Origin of the sequence: Pararhizobium sp. (assembly GCF_035497515.1) — a bacterium.
Classification (GTDB): Bacteria; Pseudomonadota; Alphaproteobacteria; order Rhizobiales; family Rhizobiaceae; genus Pararhizobium.
In genome coordinates, this window is record NZ_DATJDJ010000196.1 from 1 (window position 1) to 15,749 (window position 15,749).

12 protein-coding genes, 1 pseudogene and 1 riboswitch are annotated in these 15,749 nt (G+C 61.3%); of the genes and pseudogenes, 5 read left to right on the forward strand and 8 right to left on the reverse strand.

Annotation, left to right across the window (positions count from 1 at the left end; all coding sequences use genetic code 11):
• From VL202_RS20675 to VL202_RS20685, 3 genes are all read right to left on the reverse strand, one after another.
• Positions 1 to 304 (reverse strand): Rieske 2Fe-2S domain-containing protein (locus VL202_RS20675; RefSeq protein WP_325465952.1); only part of this gene is annotated, 304 nt, incomplete at its 3' end.
• A 266-nt stretch (positions 305 to 570) separates the two neighbouring features.
• On the reverse strand, positions 571 to 3,018 hold the full coding sequence (locus VL202_RS20680; protein ID WP_325465953.1) for an FAD-dependent oxidoreductase: 2,448 nt from the start codon (positions 3,016 to 3,018) through the stop codon (positions 571 to 573).
• The gene (locus VL202_RS20685; RefSeq protein ID WP_325465954.1) at positions 3,015 to 5,462 is read right to left on the reverse strand and encodes an FAD-dependent oxidoreductase; all 2,448 of its coding nucleotides are present in this window, start codon (positions 5,460 to 5,462) and stop codon (positions 3,015 to 3,017) included. The genes VL202_RS20680 and VL202_RS20685 overlap by 4 nt, the downstream gene beginning before the upstream one ends.
• Before the next feature lie 161 nt (positions 5,463 to 5,623).
• On the opposite strand from VL202_RS20685, the gene VL202_RS20690 reads away from it, so the two are divergent.
• A complete protein-coding gene (locus tag VL202_RS20690; protein ID WP_325465955.1) occupies positions 5,624 to 6,472 on the forward strand; it encodes a LysR family transcriptional regulator in 849 nt (282 codons plus the stop codon).
• A gap of 21 nt (positions 6,473 to 6,493) precedes the next feature.
• Here the strand turns inward: VL202_RS20690 and VL202_RS20695 are convergent, their stop codons facing one another.
• The gene (locus tag VL202_RS20695) at positions 6,494 to 8,260 is read right to left on the reverse strand and encodes a bifunctional diguanylate cyclase/phosphodiesterase (RefSeq protein ID WP_325465956.1); all 1,767 of its coding nucleotides are present in this window, start codon (positions 8,258 to 8,260) and stop codon (positions 6,494 to 6,496) included.
• Positions 8,261 to 8,528: 268 nt separating this feature from the next.
• Positions 8,529 to 8,793: riboswitch (cobalamin riboswitch) on the forward strand.
• 47 nt (positions 8,794 to 8,840) lie between these two features.
• Between VL202_RS20695 and VL202_RS20700 the strand changes: the two genes are divergently transcribed.
• Together VL202_RS20700 and VL202_RS20705 are read left to right on the forward strand one after the other, a co-directional pair.
• Complete coding sequence (locus VL202_RS20700) at positions 8,841 to 9,017, forward strand: CbtB domain-containing protein (RefSeq protein WP_325465957.1); 177 nt, start codon at positions 8,841 to 8,843, stop codon at positions 9,015 to 9,017.
• Between the two features lie 195 nt (positions 9,018 to 9,212).
• Positions 9,213 to 9,992 (forward strand): CbtA family protein, encoded by a 780-nt coding sequence (locus VL202_RS20705; protein ID WP_325465958.1) that lies wholly within the window; start codon positions 9,213 to 9,215, stop codon positions 9,990 to 9,992.
• A 46-nt stretch (positions 9,993 to 10,038) separates the two neighbouring features.
• On the opposite strand, the gene VL202_RS20710 is transcribed toward VL202_RS20705, so the two are convergent.
• Both VL202_RS20710 and VL202_RS20715 read right to left on the reverse strand, forming a co-directional pair.
• The gene (locus tag VL202_RS20710; protein ID WP_325465959.1) at positions 10,039 to 10,866 is read right to left on the reverse strand and encodes a (2Fe-2S)-binding protein; all 828 of its coding nucleotides are present in this window, start codon (positions 10,864 to 10,866) and stop codon (positions 10,039 to 10,041) included.
• Between the two features lie 85 nt (positions 10,867 to 10,951).
• Entirely contained in the window at positions 10,952 to 12,241 is a 1,290-nt protein-coding gene (locus tag VL202_RS20715; RefSeq protein ID WP_325465960.1) for a glucoamylase family protein, read from the reverse strand.
• Positions 12,242 to 12,397: 156 nt separating this feature from the next.
• On the opposite strand from VL202_RS20715, the gene VL202_RS20720 reads away from it, so the two are divergent.
• Positions 12,398 to 13,195 carry a DUF1194 domain-containing protein gene (locus VL202_RS20720; protein ID WP_325465961.1) on the forward strand — a complete coding sequence of 266 codons (798 nt, stop codon included), beginning with the start codon at positions 12,398 to 12,400 and terminating at the stop codon, positions 13,193 to 13,195.
• A 167-nt stretch (positions 13,196 to 13,362) separates the two neighbouring features.
• On the opposite strand, the gene VL202_RS20725 is transcribed toward VL202_RS20720, so the two are convergent.
• Together VL202_RS20725 and VL202_RS20730 are read right to left on the reverse strand one after the other, a co-directional pair.
• Entirely contained in the window at positions 13,363 to 14,622 is a 1,260-nt protein-coding gene (locus VL202_RS20725; RefSeq protein WP_325465963.1) for a flavin monoamine oxidase family protein, read from the reverse strand.
• A 313-nt stretch (positions 14,623 to 14,935) separates the two neighbouring features.
• A pseudogene (locus VL202_RS20730) lies at positions 14,936 to 15,162 on the reverse strand (TetR family transcriptional regulator); the annotation flags it as partial.
• A 436-nt stretch (positions 15,163 to 15,598) separates the two neighbouring features.
• Here VL202_RS20730 and VL202_RS20735 point away from each other — a divergent pair.
• Positions 15,599 to 15,730, forward strand: coding sequence for a hypothetical protein (locus tag VL202_RS20735; RefSeq protein ID WP_325465962.1), 132 nt, complete (start codon positions 15,599 to 15,601; stop codon positions 15,728 to 15,730).
• Positions 15,731 to 15,749 lie beyond the last annotated feature (19 nt).

Consider the following 15,749-nt stretch of genomic DNA (forward strand, 5'->3'; position numbering starts at 1 on the left):
AGACCTCGGCGCCGCGATGGCGGCAGATATTGAGGATCGCATGAACGGTGCCATCGGCATGCCGCGTCAGGATCACCTGCTCGGACGCCATCCGGAAAACCTCGAAATCATTGGGGTTCGGGATGACGCTTTCATGGGCGACGCAATGCCAGTGGCGCCGGAAGACTCGTTCCAGATCTCGTTCGTAGATGTCAGGATCGGTATAGAACGGCCGCGCCAGGCCGTAACCCGGTTTGTGCGCGGCGACGAGCTGGTCGATGCGGTCCATCGGATGTTCCGTCGATTTCTTTTCTGGCGCGAGCATGGCTTCATCCCCCTGAAAAATAACCGGAAAATCGCGTTCCGGTGCGCGCATTCGTTTGCGGGCCGGTCCGAGAATGCCCCTCAGCCGCTGGCCATGACGAGCCTAACGAGGCTGTGGACATTTCGTGACCTAACTATCTCTCTCCGTCATCCTCGGCCTTGAGCCGAGGATCCACTCCCCGGGGCCATGGATGGTCGGGTCAAGCCCGACCATGACGGAGAGAAAGGTGCGCGATCCAGTCCCAATCCGAATGGGACTGGATGATCTCACATCCTCACCCGTTCCGCCTTCGGATCATACATCGGCGCAAGCGACGCCTCCGCCTTCACCCGCGTCCCGGCGATCTCGATCTCGTAGACCGAGCCCAGCACATCGGCCTCGCTCTCGCCCTCGCACCGCACATAACCAAGACCGATCGCGCCGCCGAGATGGTGGCCGTAATTGCCTGATGTGATCGTTCCGACGATCTTGCCGTCACGCACCACAGCCTCGTTGTGGAACAGCAAGGGCTCCGGATCGGTCAGCTTGAACTGCACGAGACGGCGCGACAGGCCAGTGTCCTGTTTCCGCAGGACCGCATCGCGGCCGATGAAATCGCCCTTGCCGGTCTTGACGGCAAAGCCGAGACCGGCTTCCAGCACATGGTCCTCATCGGTGATGTCATGACCGAAATGGCGGAAGGCCTTCTCGATGCGGCAGGAATCCAGCGTATGGATACCGCAGAGTTTCAGGCCGATATCCGCACCCGCAGCCTCTAGCGTTTCGAAAACATGCGCCGTCTGGTCGGTGGAGACATAAAGCTCCCAGCCGAGTTCTCCGACATAGGTGACGCGGTGCGCCCGGGCGAGCCCCATGCCGATTTCGATCTCCCGCGCCGACCCGAACGGATGGGCGGCATTGGAAAAATCATTGGGGCTCACCTTCTGCATCAGGTCACGCGTCTTCGGTCCCATGACGCAGAGCACCGACTCCGAAGCCGTCATGTCGGTGATGACGACGAATTCATCGGCGAGATGCTTGCGCAGCCAGGCAAGATCGCGTTGCAGGGTGGCGCCCGGCACGACCAGCAGGAAAGCTGTTTCCGAAAGCCGGGTGACCGTCAGGTCGCTCTCGATGCCACCACGGGCGTTGAGCATCTGGGTATAGACGATGCGGCCGGCGGCAACATCCAGCTGGTTGGCGCAATGCTTCTGCAGGAAAGAAAGCGCATCGCGGCCCTCGACGCGGATCTTGCCGAAGGAGGTCATGTCGATCAGGCCGACACCATTCCGGATCGCCAGATGTTCGTCGCGCTGGTTCTCGAACCAGTTCTGCCGCTTCCAGCTGTATTTGTATTCCCGCTCCTGACCGGGTTTCGCAAACCAGTTGGCGCGCTCCCAGCCCGCCACTTCGCCGAACACGGCGCCCCGCGCCGTCAGGTGTTCGTGCACGGGCGAGCGACGAACGCCACGTGCGGTCGCCATCTGGCGGTAGGGGAAATGGTCGGCATAGAGCAGGCCGAGCGTTTCGGTGACGCGCTCCTTGAGATAGGTGCGGTTCTTCTGGAAAGGCTGGGCGCGGCGGATATCGACCTCCCAGAGATCGAAGGGCGGCTCGCCGTCGTTCATCCATTGGGCGAGCGCCATGCCGGCACCGCCGGAGGAGACGATGCCGATCGAATTGTAGCCGGCCGCCACCCAGTATCCCTTCAGTTCCGGCGCCTCGCCGAGATAGTAGCGGTCATCGGGCGTAAAACTTTCCGGGCCGTTGAAGAAGGTATGAATGCCCGCCGTCTCCAGCATCGGCATGCGGCGAACAGCGTTTTCGAGGATCGGCTGGAAGTGATCGAAATCCTCGGGCAACTGGTCGAAGCAGAAATCCTCGCTGATGCCGTCCATGCCCCAGGGCTTGGCCTTGAGCTCGAAGGCGCCAACCAGCATCTTGCCGGCATCCTCCTTGTAATAGGTGCATTCGTCCGGCACGCGCAACACTGGCAGGCGCTGCAGCCCGGCGACCGGTTCGGTGACGATGTAGAAATGCTCGCAGGCGTGCAGCGGCACCGTCACGCCCGACATGTTGCCAAGCTCCCTGCCCCACATGCCGGCAGCGTTGACGACGTTTTCGGTCTCGATCGTGAAGGTCTCGCCATTCTGCTGGCAGGTGACGCCGGACACCCGGCCATCCTTCTTGTGAACGGCCGTCACCTTGACGCCTTCGAGGATGGTCGCGCCATTCTGGCGGGCACCCTTGGCAAGCGCCATGGCGATATTGGCCGGATCACACTGGCCATCAAGCGGCAGGTGCACGGCGGCAACCACATCCGACACATTCAGATGCGGATACATCGCCTTGACCTCGGAAGGCGAAATCTCGCGCACATCGACGTCGAAGGCGCGGGCAAGCGAGGCCTGGCGATAAATCTCTTCTTTCCGTTCCTCGGTCAGCGCCACCGTGATCGAGCCACACTGGCGCATGCCGGTGCCGATGCCGGTTTCAGCTTCCAGCTTGGTGTAGAGATCGGCGGAATATTTGGCGAGTCGGGTCATGTTCTGCGAGGCGCGCAACTGGCCGATCAGGCCGGCCGCATGCCAGGTCGTGCCCGAGGTCAGTTGCTTGCGCTCCAGCAGCACCACATCCGTCCAGCCGAGCTTGGCCAGATGATAGGCGACGGAACAGCCAGAAACACCGCCACCGATGATGACCACGCGGGCTTTCGAGGGGATGGGCTTGCTCATGCGCGCAGTCTTTCATTCTTGGGATCAAACAGCGGCTCGTCCGCCTGGACAACGGCCTTGAAGCGGTCGCCGTAGATCTCGACCTCGACCTCGGTGCCGGGCGTGGCGAGGTCCGCGCGCAACATGCCGAGCGCGACCGACTTGCCGATGCGATAACCCCAGTTGCCCGAGGTCGTTTCACCGACAACCTTGCCGCCATGCCAGAGCGTCGACATGTAGGGCGCGTCGCAATCGCCGGCGTCCACCACCAGCGTCACGAAGCGCTTGGTGACGCCCTGCTGCTTTTCGCGTTCCAGCGCCGCCTTGCCCTTGAACTCAGGCTTGGCCCAATCGACGAAGCGCTCAAGACCGCCCTGCAGGATGGTGTAATCCGTCGAAAGGTCGCCCTTCCAGGCGCGATAGCCCTTCTCGATGCGCAGTGAATCCAGCGCCTCCATGCCGAAGGGTTTCAGGCCATGCTTCTGGCCCGCCGCCCAGACGGCGTCGAAGATCACGATCGTATCGTCGATCTTCGTATGGATTTCCCAGCCGAGTTCACCGGCGAAGGAGACGCGCACCAGTTGGCACCAGCGGCCAGCGATCTGCACCGACTGGTGGGTCAGCCAGCCTTTGGCGAGATCGGCATCACAGACGTCAGCGAGAATGTCGCGCGACTTCGGACCGGAGAGAATCTGGCAGGTGAAGTTTTCGGTGACGTCGTCCAGCGTGAAGGCTGCATCCTCAGGCAGGTGCTTCTGCAGCCATTCGAAATCATGCCACTGCGCCGTCGCCGCCGTGATCAGGAAGAAGAAGTCCTCCTCCAGCGCCATGACCGACATTTCGGTGACGATGCGACCCTTGTCGTCGGAGAAATAGGCAAGGCCGATCCGGCCGGGCTTCGGCACCTTGCCGGTGATCAGGCCGAGCAGCCAGTCGCGGGCGCCCTCGCCCTTCAGCCGGTAGCGAGAGAAGCCCGGAAGATCGAGAATGCCGGCGGCATGCGTGACCGCAAGGCATTCCTCCTCGATCCGCTTCTGCCAAGGTCCGGCGCGGTTCCACGTCTGGGTTGCCTCTTCCGAAAGATCGTCGCCCGGCTTGGCGTACCAGTTGGCGCGCTCCCAGCCGTTATAAGGCTTGAACTGAGCACCAAGCGCCGCGATCCGGTCATGGATCGGCGACAGTTTCTTGTTGCGCCCGGCCGGCCAGGCGTGTTTCGGGAAATGCATCGCATATTCATGGCCATAGATTTCCATGCCCTTGGCGATGCAATAATCCTGATCGGTAAAGCTGGTGAAGCGGCGCGGATCGCAGGACCACATGTCCCATTCGGTCTGGCCTTCGGTCACCCATTCGGCCAGCACCTTGCCGGCGCCGCCGGCCTGGCAAATGCCAAAGGTGAAGACGCAGGCCTCGAACGCGTTCGGCACGCCCGGCATCGGCCCGATCAGCGGGTTACCGTCAGGCGCATAGGGGATCGGGCCATTGATCATCCGCGACAGGCCGGCGGTGCCGAGAATCGGCACGCGCTCGACGGCATCGTTCAGATACCATTCCAGTCGCTCCAGATCGTCCGGGAAAAGCTGGAAGGAGAAATCGTCGGGCATGGGATCGTCGGGCGTAATCCAGTGCGCCTTGCAGTTCTTCTCGTAGGGACCGAGGTTCATACCGGTCTTTTCCTGGCGCAGATAGTACGACGAATCCACGTCGCGCAGCAGCGGCAGCTTGTGACCGGCTTCCTTCGACCAGGCGGCCAGTTCCGGAATTTCCTCGAACAGCATATACTGATGGCTCATCACCATCATCGGCACGTCGCGGCCGAACCACTTGCCGACTTCGCGGGCATAATAGCCGGCGGCATTGACGACGTATTCGCAAGCGATATCGCCCTGCGCCGTCGAAATCACCCATTCATCGTTTTCCCGGCGAGCGCCGGTCGCGGGACAGAAGCGGAAGATTTTCGCGCCGAGGTCACGCGCGCCCTTGGCCAGCGCCTGTGTCAGCTGCGCCGGGTCGATATCGCCATCATAGGGATCGTAGAGTGCGCCGGTCAGATCATGCGTCTCGACAAAGGGATAACGCGACTTGATCTCGCCGGGCGACAGGATGTCGAGGTCCATGCCCTGATAGCGGCCCATGCCGACCACACGCTTGAATTCCTGCAGCCGCTCCTTGGAATGACCAAGGCGGATCGAACCGGTGACGTGATAATTCATCGGATAATCAACGAGATCGCCAAGCTCACGATAGAGCGACGCCGAATAGCGCTGCATGTTCATGATCGACCAGGACGACGAGAAGGTCGGCACATTGCCGGCCGCATGCCATGTCGAGCCCGCCGTCAGCTCGTTCTTTTCCAGAAGCACGCAATCCGTCCATCCGGCCCTGGCCAGATGGTAGAGGCAGGACGCCCCGACGGCCCCTCCCCCGATGATCACGACGCGTGCATGAGACGGCAAATTCGACATGTCTGTTCCCTTGTTTGGGACCAGTTTTGGCAATGAAGCAGGCGAGCATCAAGCGCACGGATTTCGCTTTATTGATCGAAGAATTCGATTAGACTGCGAATGAAGCAAGACCCCTCCCCACAAGCGGGAGGGGGTTTTACAAGTGAGCGACTTGAAACGGCATGCAGATCGACCTCATCGAAACCTTCCTCGACCTGATGGAAACCCGCAGCTTCAACCGGACGGCGGAACGGCTGAACATCACGCAATCGACCGTTTCCCACCGCGTCAAGGCGCTCGAAGCCCAGTTCAACCGCAAGCTCTTCACCCGCAACAAGGGCGGCACGGCGCCGACTGCGTCCGGGCTGCGCTTCCTCGATCATGCCAAGGCACTTCAGCATCAATGGCACGAGGCGACGCGGGCGGTGGAAAATGCCGGCGCCTATGAGCGCTCGATGCGGCTCGGCATTCAGCATGATCTGGCCGAAGCCTTCGCCGGCCGCTGGCTGTCGGCGATCAGGACCGATCTTCCCGCGACCTCGATCTATATGGAAGCCGATTATTCCATTCAGATGAACCGCGATCTCGCCGCCGGCGATCTTGATCTCGCCATTCTCTACACGCCACATTACCTGCCCGATCTGCATTACGAGCGGATCGGCGAACTCACCTATATGCTGGTCAGCACCAGTGCCCGCACCGTCGCCGGACTGAGGCCCGAGACCTATATCCAGGCCGTCTATTCGCCGGCTTTCGACCGGGCCCACCGGCTGGCGCTGCCGCATCTGTCGGCCGCACCCTTGGCGTCCGGGCAGAATATCGCCATCACCGGCCTGTTGAAGACACTCGGCGGTGCTGCCTATCTCAGCCGCGATACGGCGCGGCAACTGGCGCAGGAAGGTAGCGCCTTTCCGGTCGAGGACGCACCGCCGATCGCCCAGGCGATCTATGCCGCGACCAGCATCCGCACCCGCCACGCCCACCAGCATCGTCGGATCATCGGCGTGATGCAGGAATTGCTGGCATCGTGAATGCCGCGACCCGATCTGGCTTCAGGGATGTCCGGCAAATGTTTCCGCCTGCGGTTCTGAAAGACGGACCAGAATGTCGTCGGCCGAGACCGGATAGGCGATGGCATAACCCTGCAGGACGTCGCAGCCAAGGCGGGTCAGGAGCTTGGCATGCTCCAGCGTCTCCACGCCTTCCGCCACGACCTCGATATGAAGCGCCTTGGCGATATCGACGATGGAGCGCAGCAGGCGCTTCTGTTCGCGCGACGTGATGACCGGCATGACCAGTTGCCGGTCGATCTTCAGCCGGCTCGGCTTCAGCTTCATCAGCCCGATGATCGAGGCATGGCCGGAACCGAAATCGTCGATCTCGATGTCGATACCCAGATCCTTCAGCGCCTCGACGTTGGCAAAGACGCTGTCCTCGGTATCGTCGAGGAAGATCGTTTCCAGGAGTTCGAAGGATAGCGTGTCCGGCTCGACCTCAAGCTGATGCAACTCGTCGATCAACAGTGGATCCGACAAACGGGCCGCCGAAACGTTCACGGCGATCCTTGGCACGCGCACGCCTTGGCGCAACCAGGATTTCCGGTCTTTCAGGGCTGCTTTCAGGATTGCTGCATCGAGATCGTCGAGCATGCCGAGGGTGGAGGCAACACCCAGAAATTCGCCCGGCAGCAGCAATCCCCGTTTGGGATGGTTCCAGCGCGCCAGAACTTCCAGACCGACAATGCGACGGCTGCGCGCATCGACCTGCGCCTGATAATAGGGAATGAACTCGCCCTTCTCCAGCCCGCGGGCAAACTGCTTGGCCAGACGCCGCTCGGTGTTGAGCTGGGCCTTCATCTGGGTCGAGAAGATTTCCACCTTGCCACGGCCGAGCTTCTTGGCGCGGTGAAGCGCGATATCGGCCTCGGCCAGCAGTTCGGTGACGTTGCGGCCATGGGCTGAAGCAAGCCCGATCGATGCACTGACGCGCAGCACCTCATCCTTGTACCAGACGGATTGCTTCAATTGCTGCGCCAGCCGCTCGGCGAGCGTCTTCAGGTCGTCGACCGAACTGAAATTGGAAATCAGCACCGCAAATTCGTCGCCACCCATGCGGGCGACGAACGCGCTCTTCGGCAAGGCGGCCACGATTCGGCTTGCCGCCGATTTCAAGACATCGTCCCCGACGGAATGGCCGGCCGTGTCGTTGACCTGCTTGAACCGGTCGAGGCCGACATGAAGGATCGCCAGTTTCTCGACCGCCTGCTCCTTCGAAAGCTCGACCAGGCGACGATCGAAAAAACGGCGATTTGGAAGCCCGGTCAGATAGTCGTGCTCGGCCGCATATTCGATCCGCTGGGTGCTTGCCTCCAGTTCCACTGCCCGCGTTTCTGCGATCGCCTTCTGCCGCTGCAATTCCCTGTTCAGGAGGACGTCCGCGGTCACATCCCATTCGGCGCCGAGAAAGGTGATATTGCCGTCTTCCTCGAAGCAATGCGCACGCGAGCGGAGGTAGCGGATCTCGCCGCCCGGCAGGATGATGCGATATTCCGATTGATAGGCACCCTTCGCGGCGATCGCCTTGTCGAAATCGGCTTGCGCATGCTCAAGATCGTCCGGGTGGATCGCTTTCGTCCAAACTTCGCCCTTGACGTGCTTCTCTTCGCGGCCGGTTCCGTAAAGCCGGTGCATTTGCAGGTCCCAGACCACTTCGTTCGTCTGGGTGTCATGCTCCCAGACACCGATCTGGGATGCTTCAAGCGCAAGTCCCAATCGGCGAAGAATATTCTGGAATTCCTGCTCGGACCTCACCGCTTTCATGGTCTTCTCTAAGAGTGATTCATCGCGTACAGGCGTGCAGGCCATTCTGCATCAAGGTTCCTAAGGAACTATTGTTCCGCCCCACGCGAAATGTAAGCCGCAATACAATCAACCATTCATTGTTATTTTAAGGCAGACCTGCTCGAAATCGGTTCAACTCGCCGGTCGAATGCATGACTTGACGATATGCAAATTGTATCACCATTTGCCCCTCAAAGCGGCATGCCGCGTCGCAGCCTCGAATTGACATCGCTGGGGGGACGTCATAATCATCGTCGGATCAATTGGTTCCCTGGGGGCGAGGCGCTTTCGGGGAGTAAATGGGAACGTGACGGGTGGACCCATTCTGGGCACCTCTATCATGGCCGACCCCGCGACTGTAGAGCGGTCAGAGTTTGTCATGCCGGACATCCGGCAAAAGCCACTGCGGCGGCGGGCCTAACGCCCGCACCCTGGGAAGGCGAGACAGGCTCCTTGGTGCGAAAGCGCCTGACGCCGCGAGCCAGGAAACCTGCCGGTTGATAAGGGGCACGGTGCCCAATTGGTGGGAGAAATCCCACGCGCCATCACGGAGGTTGTCATGGCTAAGACTGCAGTTTCGAATGTTTCGCTCTCCCTCAACGACCGCATCACAACCGGCATTCTCGCGCTGCTGATCGGCAGTTTCCTGGTTTTCGGTGCTGGCCTGGCCAATTCCGCCGTGCTGCACGACACCGCGCACGACGTCCGTCATTCCTATGGCTTTCCTTGCCATTGATCGACTGACAGGAAAGGCGACCCGCCTTTCCCAGCCATCCGACATGAAGCAACGCCTGGTTTTGATGAAAACCGGGCGGCGGTAATCTATGCGTCCGTGCCTCGGCACCGGGCGGTTTTTGCCGTGGGATTTCAAACATGCAAAGCGTGAACACGGTTGAAGACAGCCGCTCCGCTTGAATCTGGGGATATCGATATGATTATCAAAACAATTCTGGCCGCGCTGGTGGCTGGACTGATTGCGGGCGCCTTCATGACCGCCGCGCAGGAGCTTCGGGTGACCCCGCTGATCCTGCATGCCGAGGAATATGAAGGCGAGGAACCGGCCGCCGGGCAACCGATAACCGAGCAACCCGCCACCGAACAGCAGCATTCGCATCTGAAGCAGCAATCAGCCGTAGATTATGTCCTGGCCGCTCTTTCACCGATCACGCCTGCCTACGCGCATGCGGAAGGTGAACATGAAGAAGGCGGCATCATGTTCGGCATGAGCCGCTTTTCGGGAACGCTGCTCGCCAATCTCGTGGCAGGCTCAGGCTTCGGCTTGCTTCTCGCTGGCGTCAGCCTCGTCATCGGCTATCCGATCACGCTGCGCAACGGAGCGCTCTGGGGCGCTTGCGGCTGGCTCGCCGTCCACCTGCTCCCTGCCCTCGGCCTGCCACCGGAATTGCCGGGCTTCCCGGCCGCCGACCTGCAGGACCGGCAGATCTGGTGGGTCGCAACGATCCTGTTTTCGGGCGCCGGTCTTTACCTCATCGTCCTGCGCGCTGAAATCGTCGCCAAGGCGGCCGGTCTCCTGCTGCTGATCGCCCCGCATCTCTACGGCGCGCCGCAACCGGTGGACATTTCGAGCGCCGTCCCGGCCGTTCTCGGCGCGGAATTCGCCGTGGCTGCGCTTGCGACGACACTGGCCTTCTGGATCGTGCTGGGCGTCCTCTCCGGCTTCATCAACGACCGGTTCCTGAAATCGGCCTGACAATCATCGCGTGCCGCCCGCAAAGCCGGTGCAGCACGCGAAATGGTCAAGGATTGCCTGCGCGGGCGATATGATCGCGCAGGCGGCTCCTCTGCACGGTCGGTTCGAGAAGCACGCAGACATCGCAAAAATCACCGCCCTGCGTGCGGTAAAACAGGCAGCAGCCGCTTCTCAGGCGAAAAAGCCGCTTCACCGGAACACCGTCCCGCTCCGTTTCGATCTGCTCATAGTGCAATTCGCTCGACAAAAGCGGCGATCCCGGAAGCTTGACGATGGCAAGCGCCGAAGCCATGGCGCCCTCCTCGTCTCCTTTCGCGGAGCCAATCTCCAGGAACGCCCCGGTAATCCCGTCAGCCGCCAGCCGCCACTGCGCTGCCGCCGACAGGCCGGTATGCGCCTGCAGCGCTTCCACCACAGGCTTGAGACTTGTAACGAAGGCATCGTGGAAATCATTGGCGCTTCCACCGGTCAAAAATGAACTGAACCGGAAATGAAAGCGCCTGACGTCCCGTGCGGAGGCGTGAGCGGGAAGATCATAGCTCTCGAGGCGAACCGCAAGACGCTGCGGATCGAGATCGGCAACGAGACCGGTATTCAGATAGATCGTCCCGACGGCGATACTCAGGTGATGGCAGTAGAAGGCGATCAGATGGGCGCCCCGCATGCGCTCGTCCATGCCGGCGGCGAAGCGATTCTGGTGGTCGAGACAATCTGCGAGCCAGACACTATCTGCGCGCCAGGCCTCCGACACCGACAGGAAACCTTCACCATCACCAAGCGACGCCGCGACCTGCGGAAAGGTTTCCGCCTGCCAGGCCATCGCTGTTTCAGCATCCGGCACGGAGAACCTGCCTGTATATCGGGTGTCGTTCAAGGGCAGCCGCCTGATTGTCTGCTACAGCGCCGCGCGTCAAATACGACGCGCAAAAGTCACTGTAGCAGTAGGCTGTCCGTTTACCTCAAAGCCAGCCGCCCGAAAAGCCCGCCCGCTTCAGGCCACGGCGAATGACCGGCGAGTCCCGCAGCATGTCCCAGACAAGGCCCGTGCGGTGATTTTCGATCATCATCACCAGAATGCCCTGATCGAGCCCGACTGTGCGATTGTTCAGCCATCCTTCCGCCGTCTTGCCGGGAACGCTCGGATTGAAGCTGCCGAGGAAGCGGCCGTTTTCGACAACGCCGGGATAGGTCGATACGATGTTCCGCGTCGCCGACATCGCAGCCTTGGGCTCGAACGGCAGGCAGGCGAGCGGTGCCCAGGGCGCAATCGTCCCGTCGTCCGGCCCCTGCGGCGCACCGCGCGCGGCGTAACCGGAAAAGACCTGATGGCGCCCGTCCTGCAGGCGGCGCGGCCGAGGCGGACCATCACAGGAGGTCAGGCCCCACATATCGGAACCGTAACCAACGAAACCGCCGGGATTTTCCGAGGCATATTCCCGCTGGACGGTGATCGCGCGGCGGGTGTTTTCGAAATAGTCCGTATCCTCGCTGGCGACGGCCGCATCCTGAATGCCGCGAAAATCGATCCAGGCGTGGGAAAACAAATGAATGAACAGCGGCCCGGCATAAAGGAACGGCTTGCCCTTGATGGCCGTCCAGTCGCACTGGCGCAAAAAGGCATCGTAGCTTTCCCTGCCGATCGGATAGGACGGAGATGCGAGCGCCAGCACGTAGAGGATGATCGCTTCACTGTAGCCTTCCCAGCGGAACGGCAGAAAGCCGGTCCGTGGCTTCCAGCCGAGCCAGAGCGCTTCCTTGCCATCGAGTGCCCAGGCCCAGTTGGCGCGCGCATAAAGCATCGCGGCCAGCGACCGGATTTCGGCCTCGACCGGATCTTCTTTCGTGAAATAGGCAGCCCCGGTCAATACGCCAGCCAGAAGCAGGGCGCTGTCGATCAGCGAAAGTTCGCTGCGCCATGTCCGCCGACCGGTCTCCATGTCGAGGAAATGATAATAGAGCCCCTTGTAACCCGTGGCATCCTTGTCCCGGTTCTGTGGGCTGTCAGCGAGAAAGCGGAAGGTCGTAAGGGTGCGCTCGGCGGCATCCTCCCGGTTCATCCATCCCCGCGCGACCCCGATCGGATAGGCGGAGAGACCGAAACCGGTCGCGGCAATGCTCGATGGCGAACCCGGCAGCGAGGTGTCGGCGATCAGACCGTTCCGCGGATTGACGAATTCGAGGAAATAACTGAACGCCGCCTGCTGGAACCGATCAACAAAAACCGCATCAGTATCATTTTTCAGAAGCATTGCGCCGGTCACTCCGTCAGTCTTTCATTACCAGATAGATACAAGGTGAAACAAATCACCGTTTCTTGAACGTCACGGGAGCCAAACGGCTCTTCCCAACAACCAGTTATGGTACATTTTGTTTCCTACGATCGGCAGCAGTGATTGGATGACACAATGATCACGACACTTGCCATGCTCCTGGGCCTTTCCGGCGGTATTGTCGCGACCGCTGCCGCGAACGACAACCAGGTCGATGTTGCTCTTGTTCTGGCAGTAGATATGTCAGGCTCCATGGATATCGAGGAGGCGCAGGTACAACGTTTGGGATATGTTGAAGCGATACGTCATCCAGACTTCATCAATGCGGTCAAGGGCGGCCTCAGCGGGCGCATCACTATAAGCTATTTCGAATGGGCCGGCAGCGTCAACGAGACCTCGGTGGTGGACTGGCACCTGATCGAGGACGCCGATGATGCCGCCGCCTTTGCCGATCAACTGGCCTCGCGTCCGGTCTTCACCCGCCGCGGCACCTCGATTTCCAACGCGATCTTCTTCGCATCGAAGCTGCTGGGCGCCAACCCCTACCAAGGCATGCGGCGGGTAATCGATGTGTCGGGCGACGGGCCGAACAATCTCGGACCGCCGGTCGACCCAGCCCGCAACACCGCCGTTGCCGACGGCATCATCATCAATGGCCTCGCCATTCTCATCCGCCCGTCCGGCAGCGCCGTTGCGCTCGACCGCTATTATGCGGACTGTGTCATCGGCGGTCCCGGCTCCTTCGTGCTGCCGGTCCATAAGCCGGCAGACTTCTCGGTCGCCATCCGCCAGAAACTGGTGATGGAAGTCAGCCGCCGGCAACGGGTGGAGCGGATCATTCCCGCTCAGACGACACCCACGTCGGACTGCATGATCGGCGAGAAACAGCGCCCCGGCTTTCTCGATCGGGTCTACCCCGAACTCGAAAAATAGCTTTCGGGGCCAGCACGCAGCTTCAAAGCCAAAATGTAGCGACACCGCAAGGGGGGCGGCGCTTTCGGTATCGGAGACCAACAATTTCGGCGCCGACGACATTCCGATCGGAGCACCGATCCGGCTGGCCTGCGACCCCGACGCCTTGGTGGCGCTGGCGGACTGAATCAATCCGTCGGCCCGTTCGAAAGGACACGCGCGGCGGCCTCGCGTCCGGCGACGATCGCGCCTTCGACATAGGCCGGGAAAGACGACGACAGCTCCGACGAGGCGAAATGCACCGGCGGGGCGCCGGCACGGATGATCGTTTCCGCATCATAGGCGCAGAGATCGGTGATGACGTCGCTATAACCGCCGCCACTCCATGTGTCGTCGATCCAGTTCCGCATTCGAAAATCGGTGGGTGTCACAGCTGCGCTGCCTAAGGCCGTGGCCAGCCGGCGAAGCATCTCGGAGCGGATGAAATCCTCCCCCTTGCCGCTCCAGTGGACCGCCAATGGACCGCCCGCGAATACCACCAGCGCCGAGGCACGATGGTTGCTGACATCGCAGGCAAACAGGCCGAGCACATCGCGCCACATCACCATGCCGCTCTTCCCGTCATCGCGCCAGAACGGTCGCTCATATTCGACGAACGCCTTGATGACCGTTCCGCTTTTCCAGACCGCCAGAGCACCAGCCAGATCGGACGGTAACGCCGGCTCATGGATGATCCGCGACGCCATCACCGGCGGCACGGCGACGATCACCTGCCGTGCCCTGAAAGCCTCGCCATTATCAGCCAGTATCGTGACGAAACCGTTCCCGCGCACAATGCGCGTGACCGGCATGCCGAGACGCACGCGCGATCCGAGCGAGGCCGCGAGCGCCTCGGCGACTGCATGCATGGTGCCATCGACGGAATATTGCAGTTCGCTGCCGTTGCTTGTCGTGCGCCGGTCATTGTCGATGACGTACCAGAGCGGGATTTCGCTGATCGAGCGGCACCACAGGCCCTCGACCATCGCCTGATACCCGGCCTTCGCACCCGGCGCATCCGTCTGCAGCGCAAGCCAGGCCTCGACCGTCAGCCCGGCGATCGACGGATCATGCGGATTGATCCGATTGGCCCGCGCCCGGATACGGCCGGATTCCGCAAAGCCGTGGCCAGCCTCCCCGGACGCAAGAGCCGGCTGGATCTGGAAAGCACCTTCCATAGGCGTGTCGAGCACCGAAAAGCCGAGCCGGCGCACCAGCGCCATGACCTCGGGCATCTCGTCACAGATAAACTGGCCGCCCGTATCGAAGCGGACGCCATCCGCAAACACCCCCGAGGCAACCCGCCCGCCGACGCGCCCGCGCGCCTCGAGCACGAGAACCTCGCGCCCGGCGGAAACCAGGGCATTCGCCGCCGAAAGGCCGGCAAAGCCGGCCCCGACGACAATCACATCCGCATCATATCCGTTCAATAGCCAGCCTTGATCTTCTCGAATTCGGCAATCATCTTCTGGTGCAGATCGTCGGCACCGGTGACCGGAACAGCATCTTGTCGACGAATTCGTCGACATCGGCATAGCCCTTCTCGGCCAGGATCTTCGGATCCACCGCCGCGATGCCCTTGCCATTGGCGTGACCGTAGCCCCAGTCATTGACCAGATAGCCGCTGATGGCGGGATCGCTGACGGCATTGGGGGAATCATATTGCTGCGCCGCGCTGCTTTCGCCGTCCTTCAGCCGGACATAGCCGCAAACCCAGATCGACAGCGTGGCGATCAGCAGGTTTTCCTTGCTTTCGAAATGGAAGTGACGATGCCGCGCGACAGGCCGGCGCCATCGGCGACGTCGGCAAGGGTCGTTTCGGCATAACCGCGCTTGGCGAGCGAATCGATGGTCGCCTCGATCAGTTGCTGGCGCCGCGTTTCCTTGGATGCCTTGCGACCGCGCCCACCCTTTTCACCGGTAGCCACCGCCGCAGATACTGCCTTCATTCTCACCGCAACCTTCTTGTTCTTGACGCTGAGAACAACGGTCATGATGCGCTCGCCCGGTTTTTGACCGCGCAGATGAGTGGGACAATGCTCCCCTGTGTCAAGCACTATCAGAAGATGATGAAGCCCGCCAGAACTGGGACCTCATCAGGAAGCCGCCGGGCACCGAATGGTCCGGGCGAACCCGTTATGCAGCCGCGACCTTCTTCTATCATCGCGGCGAGATGAGCGCCGAGGTGCTGGAAGTCTATCGCATCTGTTGGCGCATCGACGCGGAAGACCCGCTGGATGTTCTGCGCCGATGGCGGATCGGGGCGGGTGGGTGGAGCGGATGCTGAACTCGCGTTGATGTAGAAGTCCCCTCCCCACAAGGGTGAACAGGCCGACGCCGATCAGGCCAAACTGCTGGAACGCCACGCCGATGCGGAGCGAGATGATGATCGACGGTGAGCTTATTCAGCCTATCGTTTTGAAAGCAGATTCCGAAATGAATTCCGTTCAGGAACCTTCTCCGTGGCCGGGCGTTGAGAGCGGCAATTCAGAACAAAAAGCATGGGGACGACGTTGAGTTACAAGCGCTTTCCAAC

What these genes read in the sequence shown, in the direction of transcription:
- VL202_RS20690 (WP_325465955.1), top strand. Translation starts at nt 5,624, where the DNA reads ATGCAGATCGACCTCATCGAAACCTTCCTCGACCTGATGGAAACCCGC.
- VL202_RS20695 (WP_325465956.1), bottom strand. Translation starts at nt 8,260, where the DNA reads ATGAAAGCGGTGAGGTCCGAGCAGGAATTCCAGAATATTCTTCGCCGA.
- VL202_RS20715 (WP_325465960.1), bottom strand. Translation starts at nt 12,241, where the DNA reads ATGCTTCTGAAAAATGATACTGATGCGGTTTTTGTTGATCGGTTCCAG.
- VL202_RS20685 (WP_325465954.1), bottom strand. Translation starts at nt 5,462, where the DNA reads ATGTCGAATTTGCCGTCTCATGCACGCGTCGTGATCATCGGGGGAGGG.
- VL202_RS20735 (WP_325465962.1), top strand. Translation starts at nt 15,599, where the DNA reads ATGATCGACGGTGAGCTTATTCAGCCTATCGTTTTGAAAGCAGATTCC.
- VL202_RS20700 (WP_325465957.1), top strand. Translation starts at nt 8,841, where the DNA reads ATGGCTAAGACTGCAGTTTCGAATGTTTCGCTCTCCCTCAACGACCGC.
- VL202_RS20720 (WP_325465961.1), top strand. Translation starts at nt 12,398, where the DNA reads ATGATCACGACACTTGCCATGCTCCTGGGCCTTTCCGGCGGTATTGTC.
- VL202_RS20680 (WP_325465953.1), bottom strand. Translation starts at nt 3,018, where the DNA reads ATGAGCAAGCCCATCCCCTCGAAAGCCCGCGTGGTCATCATCGGTGGC.
- VL202_RS20705 (WP_325465958.1), top strand. Translation starts at nt 9,213, where the DNA reads ATGATTATCAAAACAATTCTGGCCGCGCTGGTGGCTGGACTGATTGCG.